This window comes from Maritalea mediterranea (assembly GCF_021568695.1).
GTDB classification, from domain to species: Bacteria; Pseudomonadota; Alphaproteobacteria; order Rhizobiales; family Devosiaceae; genus Maritalea; species Maritalea mediterranea.
Window position 1 is genome coordinate 1,420,389 of sequence record NZ_JAKGTI010000001.1, and the last position, 12,832, is coordinate 1,433,220.

A 12,832-nucleotide genomic window follows, 5' to 3' on the forward strand; every position below is an offset into this window, starting at 1 on the left:
GATTACAAATCCTTATAGGGGTCCTCATGCTCGCCCGGCCCGGGTGCAGACATCCACTTGATGGCCCAGGTGGCCGGATAAAACCAGCCAAACCCGGCAACGGCAAAATAGATGACCTGAACCCAATTGGGCAGGTGGATAAAGGTCCATTCATAAACGACGACGCCCAAGATTGCATAGATAAATGCGATCAGAATAAGCAGGGGAATACCCAACAGTTTTTTCGTGCGTCGCTTCATATCATCCTCATCAGTGCAGACACTGCGGCAATTTCTGGCATTGCACCGCCGCGCCAAAGGCTTTACCACACTCAACCAAATTAACAAGTTGAGAGTGTGTGATGAGCTCGACCGCGACGACAACGTCCCCCATGGAAGATCCGATGCGTCCTGTACGCATTTGGCTATATGTGCTGGCTGTCTTGATTTTGATCATGGTCGCCGTGGGTGGCGCCACCCGCTTGACGGACTCGGGCCTCTCCATAACGGAATGGAAGCCAATTTCAGGGATCATTCCACCTTTGACCATGGAAGATTGGCAAGCAGAGCTGGAGGCCTATCGTCAGATCCCAGAATATCAGCTCATCAATAAAGGGATGAGCCTTGAAGAGTTTCAATTCATCTTCTGGTGGGAATGGGGGCACCGCTTTTTAGGGCGTGTGATTGGTCTTGCCTTTGCAATTCCGTTCGTGATTTTCCTGTTCCAGAAACGTTTGAACTGGCAACTCGCACCCTCCTTGTTCATTCTCTTTTTGCTGGGCGGCTTCCAAGGCTTTTTGGGCTGGTGGATGGTCAGTTCTGGGCTCACAGAGCGGGTGGACGTATCGCAATATCGCTTGGCGACACATTTGAGTGCGGCCTGCATTCTGTTTATGGCCATTATTTGGGTGGTCAGACGGTTGCGTCATGTGGATCCAATTTGGGTTGAACGCGGTTGGCGCCCTATGATCTGGGCCTTTGGTGTGTTGGTTTTTGTCCAACTGATCGCCGGTGCATTCGTGGCGGGCATGGACGCCGGGCTGGCCTATAACACCTGGCCATTAATGGATGGGGCCCTGGTGCCGGACAATATTTACACTTCATCGCCCCCATGGCTCGACGCGTTTGAAGACATCACGACAGCGCAGTTCAATCATCGCACCTTTGCCTATATTATCGCTCTATTTGCAGCTTTTCTTGTCTATAAGGCGTGGAAAAACACCCAATTTGCCGGGGTACATGGCTGGATGTTGATCATTGGTGCGCTGGTGCTGACTCAGATTTTGCTGGGCATTTTCACCCTGATTTATGTGGTGCCACTTGGCTTGGCTTTGGCACACCAGGTCACGGCTTTTCTACTACTCGGTGCAATCATTGCCTATCTTGCTGATATGAAAGCAGAAAATGAGAGGTAATTTAATACCGCTAATGCAAGGCTTTGAAAATAAACAATAAAAACTTTTTGGTTGACGGCGATTGATTTATGCCCTAAATCCTGCGCCGAACCGACGGAATAGGGGGCTATGACCCCGTTCTTGACCAATCAAGGAATTATCTAATGAAGACCTACTCGGCGAAACCGAGCGAGATCGAGAAGCAGTGGATCTTGATCGACGCAACTGACGTGGTTGTGGGCCGCTTGGCAGCAGTTGTTGCCACCCGTTTGCGCGGCAAGCACAAGCCATCTTACACGCCGCACATGGATTGCGGTGACAATGTGATCATCATCAATGCTGACAAGGTGAAATACACCGGCAAGAAGCTTGATGACAAAATCTTTTATTGGCACACAGGCCACCCAGGCGGCATTAAAGAGCGCTCCATGCGCGATTTGTTGACCGGCAAATATCCTGAGCGTGTTTTGGAAAAAGCCATTGAACGCATGATGCCAAAGGGTCCTCTGGCCCGTCAGCAGCTCAAGAATCTGCGTGTTTATGCCGGTGCTGAACATCCTCATGAAGCGCAATCTCCAGAAGTGCTGGATGCAGCGTCCCTCAATGCCAAAAATAAGCGGGTGAAATAACATGGCTGAACAAGAGACCATCAATTCGCTCGAGGAGCTCGGCGAAGTAAACAACGCAGTAGCAGATGAAGCCCCCGTGCACGTTCAAAAGCTGGACGCTCATGGCCGCGCTTACGCAACTGGTAAACGTAAAGACGCCATTGCCCGGGTTTGGATCAAGCCAGGTGCCGGCAAAATCACTGTAAACGGCCGCGAAATGAATAAATATTTCGCCCGTCCAGTTTTGCAAATGGTTCTGCAGCAGCCCATCGTGGCCGCTGAACGTAAAGACCAATATGACATCGTGGCCACCGTTTCTGGCGGCGGTTTGTCTGGTCAGGCTGGCGCGGTACGTCACGGCATTTCAAAAGCCCTGACCTACTTCGAGCCTGAGCTGCGCAACGTATTGAAAAAAGGCGGCTTCCTGACACGGGACAGTCGCGTTGTGGAACGGAAAAAGTTCGGTCGCGCAAAAGCTCGTCGTTCATTCCAGTTCTCAAAGCGTTAGGATTTATCGCTTTCACGAATTTTCAGGGTCGCCTTTGGCGGCCCTTTTTTGTATCAGTTAAATAACAGGTCGCGACAAATCGGGAGAATCAATGTGAGCCAGAATGATCAATATCAACGGCCACAATATGATGAGATTGACTTAGGCGGTTTGCTGGTGGCCCTGTGGGAGGGAAAGTGGATCATTATTGGTGCCACTCTGCTTGCGCTGATCGCGGGGCTTGCCTATGTTTTTGTTCCCAACCACGCCCAGAAAGCCACATTGACGCTCTTCCCGATTAGCGCCGTCGAACAAAGTGTGTATGAGCCGCTTAACCGTACAGATTTTATCAACATCACCCGCGGTCGACTGCTGAATGAGTTCGTGCAAGAGTTGCAACTCCGCGATGTGATTGTTGAAGCCGCGCGAGAAGTGCTGGTGGACAGCGAATCAGGGAATGCGGAAGAAGCGGCTGTGGGTTTCGCCAACGGTGTGAGTTTGACTGCACCGACACCGGAAAACCCTGACAAAAGCAACTGGGTGATCAGCTTCACTATAGCTGACGAAGAGAAAGCACGTGTGTTAACGACTAAGATCGTTGAGTTGGGAACGGCTAAAGTGCGGCGGGATTTGGTTAGACTGTTTGAGCAACAACTGGAATTTGCTGATCAAAGTCGGCAATTGCAGCTGGAGGACTTACGCGAAGATCGTCAAAACGCGATCGCTGATTATGAGCGCAAAGTTGCAAATCGGTTGGCGTTTTTGGAAGAACAGGCCGCTTTGGCCAGAACGCAAAATCTGGCCCAAAGCGCGCTGCTGGAAGGAAGTACATTTGGACGGAACGCCACGGTTACTCAAATCGAAGCGGATGTTCCTTATTATTTTGCCGGCTACGTTGCCATTGAAAAAGAAATAGAGATCATGCGCGCTCGCGAGGACAAGGAGCGTTTTGTGCCTGAGCTTGCTGAAATTGATCGGCAAATTCGAGAGCTAGAGCAGGATCGATCAGTAGAGCGCGCCAAAATTGCGTTTAATGCAACACCTCTGGCGAACGACAATTTCTCAGCCATAAGCTATGACCCGCGTGATGTGCGGACCACAAGCACATTGAGGCGCAATCTGATTTTGGCGGGTTCAATTATGTTTGGTGGATTTTTTGGTCTGATGGTGCTGGTTATGCGCAATGCGCTACGCGATAGAAAAGGTCAACGTGAGTAAAGCCGAGTTGCTTTAAGAAGATAACAACAAAGCCGCTTTCGAGCGGCTCTTTTTTGCCTCTTGACTCTATTTCGAAACAAATCTAATTAGATTATAGTCTAAATAGGTGGAAAATGAACGCAGTATTCGAGGCTCTGTCGCATCCAGTGCGGCGCAAGATCATTCAGCAGCTTAAACGCGGGCCTAAATCGGCTGGCGAGTTGGCCGATATGTTTGAGCTGACCAAGCCGACCATGTCGACCCATTTCGCCAAGTTGAAGAGCGCCGATCTGGTCAGCACAAAACGCGATAAGAATACAATCATTTATAGCCTGAATATGAGCATATTGGAGCGGGCTTTGGCCGAGCTCATTGATTTTGGTGGAGATAAAGATGACGACAAATAGAGTGCTAAATCGCGTTCATGTGGCGCAATTGATCGTGGTGTGTGCGATTGCTGGCTTGGGGTATCTGACGTTAAATCTCAATCAGTCTGTGCCGATTCATTGGAACATTTGGGGCGAGGTGGATAATGTGTGGCCCGCCAGATGGGCTTTGCTGATAGGTCCTGCTTTAGCACTACTATTTCTCGGGCTATTCACAGTCATCAGTGCGAAAGAGCAGGGCAGCTGGGTTGCGCCGCTCACCACTTCAATTCTGGCTTTGTTTATTCTGCTGGAGACCATTATGCTGCTTACGGCGCATGATGTTGCACTTAATGTGCCACGCATTGTCACCATAGCCGTGGGGTTGCTGCTGGCGGTGGTGGGCAACTACCTGCCCAAAAGCCAACCCAACCATTTATTTGGCATTCGCTATCCTTGGACGCTGAAAAATGACAGCGTTTGGGCCCAAACTCACCTGTTTGCAGGTTGGTTTTTTATGATGGTGGGCATTGGATGCGCCCTGTTTGCAGCGGTCATTGACGTGGCTGCACCGTTTTATCTCGGCTTTTTGCTGGCAGGTATTGTTGCCGCGATGATCATCATCACCGCCTATAGCTACAATGTGAGCAAGAGGCTGGGTTAGAGCTGTGCGGACCGCTTATGCTGTTGCGCCAAACGGTGCGGCTGATAGCGGTCCATCATCTCTTCAATCAGATCACATGCCGTTTCACAGCCATTTTCAGCTTGCAGCTTTTGCGCCAGTTCCTGGGCGTTGTAAGCATATTCTGGAGTATTGGCCAGCAAGCGCAGGGCATCGGCCAAATCATCGGCCGTCAGCTTGCGCAGTCGGACCGGTTTGGGGCCACAACCTAATTCATAAACGCGCCGTCCCCAATAAGGCTGGTCGACGGTTTGAGGCACAACGAAAGTCGGCAATCCCTGGTGAAGTCCGGCAGAAGTTGTGCCGGCACCCCCATGATGCACCACGCCGCGCACATGCTGGAAAAGCTTGTCGTGCGGCGCTTTGCGGATAGCGTAAATGGTATCGGGCAAATCGTCAGGATTGATGCCACCCCAGCCACGGGCCACCACGACGCGACCGCCCCATTTGGCCACGGCCTCTTTTAAAATCTCGGTATTACGCTTGGCACCAAAGGGCATGGAGCCAAAACCGACATAGATCGGCTTTTCACCTTCTGCCAAAAACGCTTTAAACCTTTCACTCGGCTCCCAACCGGTATTGTCATTGAGCTGCCAATAGCCGGTTACCTTAGCGCTTTCCGGCCAGTCTGCCGGGCGCGGCGACACATGCTCGGAATAGGCATAAAAGGTTTCAAGGTCATTGCCCTGGGTATCTTTGAAAAAGCCACCCTTTTTGCGGGGTTTTAAGCCCAGCAATTCCTTGCGCAACCGGTTGCGGGGCAGATCGTAATAAAGCTGTTGCACATTCATGATGGAATAAGACAGCTTATTGAAGGTCTTGCCCAAATCCGGACCATAATAAGCGCACAGCGGGAATTCTTCGGTGGAGTTGAGCGGTTGCAACGCCGCCATAACAGAGGGGATGTCCAATGCCTCAGCAATATCAATGCCAAAGCTGGTGTTCATGTTCAGCACAAGCGCGTCTGCACCCTGGCACATTTCCCAAGAATGTCGTGCCGCCGTTTCCACAATCTTTTGACCCTTGGCCAAAAGCGACGGCATGTTCACCAACATGTTCTGACTCATCGCATTTTCGAAGTCAGATTGTTGCAGGAAGTTTTGGATCTTATCGCCGAGCGAATAGAATTGAAGGCCGCGGCTTTCAATCATGTCTTTGAAATCATCCGGTGCGCCCAACACCACGTCATAGCCACGATCTTGTAGTGCCATCGACAGAGCCACATAAGGCTGGACGTCACCTTGCGTGCCAATGGTGGCAACAGCGATGCGTTTTGCCATTTGTACCCTCACTTCCGCCGACTGGCCGAACCATAACCCCTGTTCAGCCCATTTACTTTACATATTCAAGCAAGTAGAACGGCTTTCTGGACATTTTCTTTCGCATAATCAACCAAGAAGGGCAAGAGATATGAGCAACAAGCTCAAAGCAGCACTCCTGGGCGCATCAGGTTATACCGGAGCAGATTTATTGCGAATAGGTGTCCTCCATCCCCAGCTTGAATTCACTGCACTAACTGCGAACACCCACGCAGGAAAGCCCTTGGGCGCGGTGTTTCCCCATCTAGATGGGTTAGGCTTGCCGCAATTGCAACAGACTGATGAATTGAATTGGCAAGATTTTGACGTTGTCTTTTGCGGATTGCCCCATGCCACCTCGCAAGAAATCATTGCGGAGATTGTGGAAAACCATGACCGGCCACGCATTATCGACATGTCTGCTGACTATCGGTTGCGCGATCCCGATTCCTATCAAAAATGGTACGGCAACAAGCATGTTGCACCTCATTTGCAGGAAAAAGCGGCCTATGGGCTCTCCGAGCATTATCGTGAGCAGATCAAGGATGCGCGTATCATTGCCTGCCCCGGCTGTTACCCAACAGCAGCGCTGATGGCATTGATTCCATTGGCCAAAGCGGCACTTGTTGACCCTGCCGATATCGTGATTGACGCGAAATCGGGCGTCAGCGGGGCCGGACGTGGCTTAAAACAAAACACACTGATGGCCGAAGCCGGGGAAAGCCTGTCACCCTATGCAGTGGCATCGCATCGGCACAGTGCCGAGCTGGATCAGGAAATTAGCCTGGCCGCGGGCAAGGACGTGGCCGTGGGCTTCACCCCGCACCTCATTCCGATGAGTCGCGGCGAATTGGTGACCTGTCATCTAAGGCTTGCAGCGGGCAAGACGGCAGCCGATTTGCGCGCCGCACTGAAGGCGCAATATGATTCTGAGCCTTTCGTACAAGTGTTGGATGAAGGCAAAATCCCATCCACTAGCATGGTGCGGGGCTCAAACCTCTGCAAAATCAACGTGTTTGAGGACCGTATTCCGGGCCGCGCAATTGTGATTGCCACACTGGACAATCTGGTCAAAGGCAGTGCGGGGCAGGCGATCCAAAACTTCAATATCGCCTTTGGGCTAGAAGAAACCAATGGTCTACAACAAGTGGCCATGTTCCCCTAAGGGGGGGCGGGAGAAAGAGTATGCCGACGCTGGAGCCTTTCACCGATGATGCAGAGATACGCGAAGCCCTGTTTGATGGGCTTCGTCAGTTCAATGCACGCCAAAATCCCGATATGAAAACGGACAATTTTGGCTATGTCCAACGCGACGAGAACAACGCCATCATTGCGGGTATCTGGGCCCGCGCCCGCATGGGCGCTGTCGAGATTGACTCCCTGGGGGTGGCTGATGCGCACAGGGGAAAAGGCTTGGGGCAAACCCTTCTTCTGACCGCCTTGGAAGAGGCCAAAACACGCGGCGCCAAAATGGCCCATCTCGATACACTCGATTTTCAGGCCCGTCCTTTTTATGAGCGGTTCGGCTTTAAAGTGTTTGGCGAGATCACCTTTCCCAATGGCACCTCAAAATATTGGATGAAGCTGGATTTGACCGCTGACTAGGACGTTCTCGTAGCTTTCCCGCCATGTCTTGACTTAATGACCAGGAGGCGTAGCTTTAGTAATAGGTTTACGCCACCTGCCTGCGCAAGCCCTAAGGGTATGGTGAAGGCGCATCATGAATATTGATCGTCACATCAGCGACGATGTTCAGTAATTTGCGCAACTGGCTTTAATCGTCGCGAATGAGGCGACCATGACTTACTATTCTGACCATGCCAAAGCGCTGGCCAAAAGGCTGCGCCAGTTCCTAAAACAGCGCGATATTGACCTGTCTCACAGCCAATGTCTTGAGATATTCTCCGAATTGACCGGGGAAATCAGTTGGAATCATTTGAACGCAAAGCTGAACACCAATCAAGATCGGGACAGATTGCCCTATGGTTGGTTTGCCCACGGAGAATATCTCAGCTCTTCCTATCAATTTGCGTTTGAAAAAGCGGCACGAACGATATCAATAGCGTGCGAAAAGCAGCGTCCTAGAACTTATGCGACGCTGATGCAGTTTTTCGCAGCGGACCGCTTTAAAGACACAACACTGATGTTTTCTTGGCAAATCAAGACCGAAGATGCCGATAGCGCGAGCCTATGGATGCGTGCCGATGGCGCGGAACGCGAGCGACTGGCGTTCGACAATATGCAAACACCTGAACCGGATCGCTCCATTAAAGGAACCACTGGTTGGCAGGATGTCGCCATTGAGCTGTTTATCCCAAGAGAGACGGAGAAGATCTTCTTCGGTGTGTTGCTGTCAGGCAAAGGCAAGGCCAGCTTCCGCAACCTTCAAATGATTGCACAAAATGGAGAAGCCTTGCCCCTTAATTATGACGACACTGACTCGCTTTATCCGGTTAATTTGGGGATGTTCGCTAGCCAAACAAAGTAAGCTGGGAGGCGTCGAATTCGGCTTGTTTTGCAGCGTCAGCCGCCTCTTTGACCTTTTTCGGTTCAGCTTTCTTTTTGGCTTTCGCAGGCGCTGTTCCAGGTTCGATGTTTGCCGCCTTTGGTGGCGTTGCGCCAATGCCTAACTCAGCCGCCGCCGTTTCCAGAGCGGCATAGGCGGCTTTGCCCGCTTGCCGCAGTTCGTCGCCCTTTGCAGTCAACACAATATGCTGTGCCCGCGCATCTTTTTTGCATGGCTTGCGCTTGACCAGCTTGCGCTTTTCCAGCTTGTCCATCATGGCGCTGGCCGAGGCTTTGTTCACGCCCATCATACGTACAATATCGTGCAGGTGTTGACCGTGGAAGTCCTTGTCTTTCGCAAGCTCTGCCTGCTCATAAATGGCACTGAGATATTCAAACTCGCTATAACTCATGCCCAGTTGAGATGTGTGTTTCATCCAATAACGGTGGGCGAGGCGGTGGAGCACTTCCAGATGTTCGGCACGCATATCTAACTCTTATTTTGGTACGCTTGCCGTACTAATTGGAAAAATACCGTGATGGTCAATTATCTTTACGCGCGGGCGCGCGATTTCAGATACTTATCAACGGATTTTCGCGGGCGAAAATCTGCGCCAACCGGTCACATCATGACAAATTCGGCTTTGCAAAACTTCTTATCCATTTAAAAACCATAATTTGTTACAATTCTAGCATGGAGCGGACGGCAAGGCGCCGTGCGCATTCAACATCGAGGTCGAAAGAGGAACCATGACCGAAGAATTTCACCGTATTCGCAGACTCCCCCCTTACGTGTTTGAGCATATCAATCCGATCAAGGCGGCGGCGCGAGCGGCGGGGAAGGATATTATCGACCTCGGCATGGGCAATCCAGACCTGCCAACCCCTCAGCATATCGTCGAGAAGCTGCAGGAAACGGTAAAAAATCCGCGGACCCACCGTTATTCGTCCTCACAAGGTATTCCGGGGCTGCGCAAGGCGCAGGCCAGCTATTATGGGCGGCGGTTTGGTGTGAAGCTCGATCCGGACACTCAGGTTGTGGCCACGCTCGGCTCCAAAGAAGGCTTTGCCAACATGGCCTCCGCCATCACCGCGCCCGGCGATGTGGTGCTGGTGCCCAACCCAACATATCCGATCCACTCCTTTGGCTTTATCATGTCCGGCGGCGTTGTGCGTTCCATGCCAGCTGAGCCGAATGAAGAATTTATGCGTGCACTTGATCGCTCTGTGCGGCACTCAATTCCGAAGCCAATTGCATTGATTCTCAACTATCCGGCCAACCCAACGGCCTATACGGCTGATTTGGATTTTTATAAAGAGGTCGTGGACTATTGTCGGCAGCATGAAATCTTTATCCTGTCCGATCTGGCTTATTCCGAAATATATTTTGACGGCACACCTCCACCTTCTATTCTGGAAATAGAGGGGGCGATGGATATCGCGGTGGAATTCACGTCCATGTCAAAAACCTTCTCCATGCCCGGTTGGCGAATGGGCTTTGCCGTAGGCAATGAGCGGCTGATCAAAGCATTAAAGCGGGTAAAGTCTTATCTCGATTATGGTGCATTTACACCGATCCAAGTGGCCGCCGCCGCGGCGCTCAATGGGCCTGATGATTGTGTGGCGGAGGTGCGCGATATCTATCAACACCGTCGTGATGTGCTGGTGGAAAGCTTCAGTCGGGCGGGGTGGGAAGTAAACTCACCGCCGGCCACCATGTTCGCCTGGACGCCTATTCCCGACCAGTTCGCCCATTTGGGGTCGCTTGAGTTCGCCAAATTGCTGATCACGGAAGCGGATGTGGCGGTTGCCCCCGGCCTTGGCTTTGGCGAATATGGCGATAATTATGTCCGTATCGCGCTGGTGGAAAACGAACAACGTATCCGTCAGGCGGCGCGGAACGTAAAACGTTTCATGCAAAAGCATGGTGGTATGGGCGACAATATTGTGAAGCTGAAAAGCTGAGCAGCAGATTGACAATCAAACAACATCCGCGCCGCACAAATTGTGCGGCGTTTTTTGTTTTAATCCGGAACCAATTCTTTTTGGAAATGTTGATGGGGTAGGGCGCGAGCGCGCGCTGCGTGAACGGGCGTCATAAAGGGGTTACGATGAAAAAGATTCTCCTATCATTAATGGCGGTAGGGCTGCTCGCAGCCTGCGATACGCCACAAGAAGTGCCTGAAGCTGAAAAAGAGGCTGAGGTGGAAGTCCAATCTCAGGAAAATTCGCAGCAACAATCTGAGAGTGCGACGGAAGACGAGCGTGGTGATGTGGTCAAAGACGCACAGACGCAAGCTGAGAAAGTCGCCAAAGACATAGAAAACAACGTCAACAGATTGACCGAAGAGGGCAAGCAAGCCGCTGAAAAGTTGGGTGAAGAGGCCAAAAAAGCGTTTGAGCAGACGCAGTCTGGCGCACAGCAATTAGCCGACGAGGCCGAAAAAGCACTCGACAGGCTGACCGATGGCGAAGCGGAAGAGGCTCACCAAGTTGTCGGGCCCGATGGGGAAATGCTCACATTGGAAACATGTGCCGCCTTTACCTATGACCCTGAGAACATGGATGCCAAAACCCGAGCAAAGGTAGAAGCTTGTGAGGCGCTGCAAGCGGCTGCGGAAGACGACGCCGGTAGCAATTGACCGCTAAAATTTGAACCAAGCCAAATCATTTGAGCCGCGCGTCAGCGCGGCTTTCTTTTGCGCGCGGGTATATTTCCTACACACAAGACTTGACCTGTAGGACTTTTATCTGTTTATCGGGGTGTAGGAAATGTGGTGTAGGATTTATAGGTATGTCCGAGCAGGCAGAATTTTTGGCACAAATAGAAGGGTTTTTGGCGGAAACAGGATGTTCGCCCAGCCGCTTCGGACGAGAGTTTGCTGCGGATCCCTTATTTGTATTTAACCTGCGCAAAGGTCGCGAACCGCGCGCAGAAACACGCAAAAGAATATTGGCGCAAATGCGCGAAACGGAAAGGCAAGATATGAAGAACGAAGCTCCCCTTCGTGTAGGCATTGCAGGTGTAGGTACCGTTGGGGCCTCGCTCATTTCAATGTTTTTGAACGATCAGGAGCGCATGACGCAGCGCTTTGGGCGGCAAATCGTGGTCACAGGGATCTCCGCTCGATCGCGGTCTAAAGATCGGGGAGTCGATCTGTCCGAGATGGCTTGGTTTGACGATCCAGTCGCGTTGGCAAAGTCCGACAATATTGACCTTTTTGTGGAGCTCATGGGGGGCGAGGACGGCCCAGCGCTTGCCTCGATTCGCGCTGCACTTGAACTCGGCAAGCCGGTGGTCACCGCCAACAAGGCACTGATCGCCAAGCATGGGGTGGAAATCGCGCATCTGGCCGAGCAAACCAACACCCAGTTCGGGTTCGAAGCGGCAGTAGCTGGCGGTATTCCGATTATTAAAACTTTGCGGGAAGGCCTTGGACTGGCGCAGGTACAGCGTGTCTATGGCATTATGAATGGCACCTGCAATTATATTCTGACGCGTATGACCAATGAAGGCATTAATTTTCAGGATTGCCTGAAAGACGCGCAGGAGCTTGGCTATGCCGAGGCTGATCCGACTTTTGATATCGAAGGGTTTGATACCGCACATAAACTGGCGATCCTCACCAGCCTGTGTTTTGGCTGCAAAATTGCAGCGGATCAAATGTATGTTGAAGGCATCACCCGCATTGATCAGGCTGACATCAAGGTGGCCAGCGATTTGGGCTTTGATATCAAGCTGCTGGGTGTCGCCCAGCGCACGCCGGACGGCATTGAGCAGCGTGTGCACCCCACACTTGTGCCAAAAACCAGCACTATCGCTGGAATTGACGGTGTACTTAATGCGGTGTCGTTAGAAACGGACCACGTGGAAGAATTATTGCTGGCCGGGCCTGGTGCAGGGGGCGATGCCACGGCAGCGTCTGTCATTTCGGATATTTTTGATTGCGTGCGGGGCACCCATGTGCCTCCATTGGGCTTGCCTGTGGCCGAACTCGAGCCTTACGATAAGGCACGCATGCGTGAGCATGAAGGCGGCTACTTTATTCGACTAAATGCTAGGGACATTCCTGGCGCACTTGCTGCTATAGCGTCACGCATGGGGGAAAGCGAAATTTCGCTTGAAAGCGTTATTCAACGGCCAGATCTGGTGGTGAATGACCCTGAGACAAAAAGCGAGGCAACGCGGACCGTTGTGTTGATCACGCAAAAGACCCTTGAGCAGTCAGTGCGGCAGACCATTGATCGGATTGCGGCAGATGGCTTTATCGTTGGAAAACCGCAAGTGATCCGGATCGAGCGGTTTTAACGCCAAAGT

Annotated in this window: 15 protein-coding genes; 12 read left to right on the plus strand and 3 right to left on the minus strand. The window is 51.8% G+C overall.

Annotated elements, in window-relative coordinates; translation table 11 throughout:
• Positions 1 to 2: 2 nt before the first annotated feature.
• A complete protein-coding gene (locus tag L1I42_RS06885) occupies positions 3 to 239 on the minus strand; it encodes a DUF2842 domain-containing protein (protein WP_236113746.1) in 237 nt (78 codons plus the stop codon).
• A 101-nt stretch (positions 240 to 340) separates the two neighbouring features.
• Here L1I42_RS06885 and L1I42_RS06890 point away from each other — a divergent pair, with 101 nt between their 5' ends.
• The 6 genes from L1I42_RS06890 (at position 341) to L1I42_RS06915 (ending at position 4,693) form a co-directional block, all read left to right on the plus strand.
• Positions 341 to 1,393, plus strand: coding sequence for a COX15/CtaA family protein (locus L1I42_RS06890; protein ID WP_236113747.1), 1,053 nt, complete (start codon positions 341 to 343; stop codon positions 1,391 to 1,393).
• 143 nt (positions 1,394 to 1,536) lie between these two features.
• Positions 1,537 to 2,001 (plus strand): 50S ribosomal protein L13, encoded by a 465-nt coding sequence (gene rplM / locus L1I42_RS06895; RefSeq protein WP_236113748.1) that lies wholly within the window; start codon positions 1,537 to 1,539, stop codon positions 1,999 to 2,001.
• A gap of 1 nt (position 2,002) precedes the next feature.
• Positions 2,003 to 2,488, plus strand: coding sequence for a 30S ribosomal protein S9 (rpsI, locus tag L1I42_RS06900; protein ID WP_236113749.1), 486 nt, complete (start codon positions 2,003 to 2,005; stop codon positions 2,486 to 2,488).
• A gap of 93 nt (positions 2,489 to 2,581) precedes the next feature.
• The gene (locus tag L1I42_RS06905; protein WP_236113750.1) at positions 2,582 to 3,685 is read left to right on the plus strand and encodes a Wzz/FepE/Etk N-terminal domain-containing protein; all 1,104 of its coding nucleotides are present in this window, start codon (positions 2,582 to 2,584) and stop codon (positions 3,683 to 3,685) included.
• 113 nt (positions 3,686 to 3,798) lie between these two features.
• A complete protein-coding gene (locus tag L1I42_RS06910; protein ID WP_236113751.1) occupies positions 3,799 to 4,071 on the plus strand; it encodes a metalloregulator ArsR/SmtB family transcription factor in 273 nt (90 codons plus the stop codon).
• Positions 4,058 to 4,693: an SdpI family protein gene (locus tag L1I42_RS06915; RefSeq protein ID WP_236113752.1), complete on the plus strand. Its 636-nt coding sequence runs from the start codon at positions 4,058 to 4,060 to the stop codon at positions 4,691 to 4,693. The genes L1I42_RS06910 and L1I42_RS06915 overlap by 14 nt, the downstream gene beginning before the upstream one ends.
• Here the strand turns inward: L1I42_RS06915 and L1I42_RS06920 are convergent.
• The gene (locus tag L1I42_RS06920; RefSeq protein WP_236113753.1) at positions 4,690 to 5,991 is read right to left on the minus strand and encodes a glycosyltransferase; all 1,302 of its coding nucleotides are present in this window, start codon (positions 5,989 to 5,991) and stop codon (positions 4,690 to 4,692) included. The genes L1I42_RS06915 and L1I42_RS06920 overlap by 4 nt on opposite strands.
• Before the next feature lie 130 nt (positions 5,992 to 6,121).
• On the opposite strand from L1I42_RS06920, the gene argC reads away from it, so the two are divergent.
• The 3 genes from argC to L1I42_RS06935 all read left to right on the plus strand — a co-directional run bounded on the left by argC (position 6,122) and on the right by L1I42_RS06935 (position 8,497).
• Positions 6,122 to 7,174 (plus strand): N-acetyl-gamma-glutamyl-phosphate reductase, encoded by a 1,053-nt coding sequence (gene argC / locus L1I42_RS06925; RefSeq protein WP_236113754.1) that lies wholly within the window; start codon positions 6,122 to 6,124, stop codon positions 7,172 to 7,174.
• A 20-nt stretch (positions 7,175 to 7,194) separates the two neighbouring features.
• Positions 7,195 to 7,614, plus strand: a complete 420-nt coding sequence (locus L1I42_RS06930) for a GNAT family N-acetyltransferase (RefSeq protein ID WP_236113755.1) — start codon at positions 7,195 to 7,197, stop codon at positions 7,612 to 7,614.
• A 193-nt stretch (positions 7,615 to 7,807) separates the two neighbouring features.
• Positions 7,808 to 8,497 carry a glyoxalase superfamily protein gene (locus L1I42_RS06935; protein WP_236113756.1) on the plus strand — a complete coding sequence of 230 codons (690 nt, stop codon included), beginning with the start codon at positions 7,808 to 7,810 and terminating at the stop codon, positions 8,495 to 8,497.
• Here the strand turns inward: L1I42_RS06935 and L1I42_RS06940 are convergent.
• The gene (locus L1I42_RS06940) at positions 8,481 to 9,002 is read right to left on the minus strand and encodes a MarR family winged helix-turn-helix transcriptional regulator (RefSeq protein WP_236113757.1); all 522 of its coding nucleotides are present in this window, start codon (positions 9,000 to 9,002) and stop codon (positions 8,481 to 8,483) included. The two genes, L1I42_RS06935 and L1I42_RS06940, sit on opposite strands and share 17 nt — an antisense overlap.
• A gap of 262 nt (positions 9,003 to 9,264) precedes the next feature.
• On the opposite strand from L1I42_RS06940, the gene L1I42_RS06945 reads away from it, so the two are divergent.
• The 3 genes from L1I42_RS06945 (at position 9,265) to L1I42_RS06955 (ending at position 12,823) form a co-directional block, all read left to right on the plus strand.
• On the plus strand, positions 9,265 to 10,479 hold the full coding sequence (locus L1I42_RS06945) for an LL-diaminopimelate aminotransferase (RefSeq protein ID WP_236113758.1): 1,215 nt from the start codon (positions 9,265 to 9,267) through the stop codon (positions 10,477 to 10,479).
• Positions 10,480 to 10,625: 146 nt separating this feature from the next.
• Positions 10,626 to 11,156 (plus strand): hypothetical protein, encoded by a 531-nt coding sequence (locus L1I42_RS06950; RefSeq protein ID WP_236113759.1) that lies wholly within the window; start codon positions 10,626 to 10,628, stop codon positions 11,154 to 11,156.
• Positions 11,157 to 11,500: 344 nt separating this feature from the next.
• Positions 11,501 to 12,823 carry a homoserine dehydrogenase gene (locus tag L1I42_RS06955; RefSeq protein ID WP_236114184.1) on the plus strand — a complete coding sequence of 441 codons (1,323 nt, stop codon included), beginning with the start codon at positions 11,501 to 11,503 and terminating at the stop codon, positions 12,821 to 12,823.
• Positions 12,824 to 12,832 lie beyond the last annotated feature (9 nt).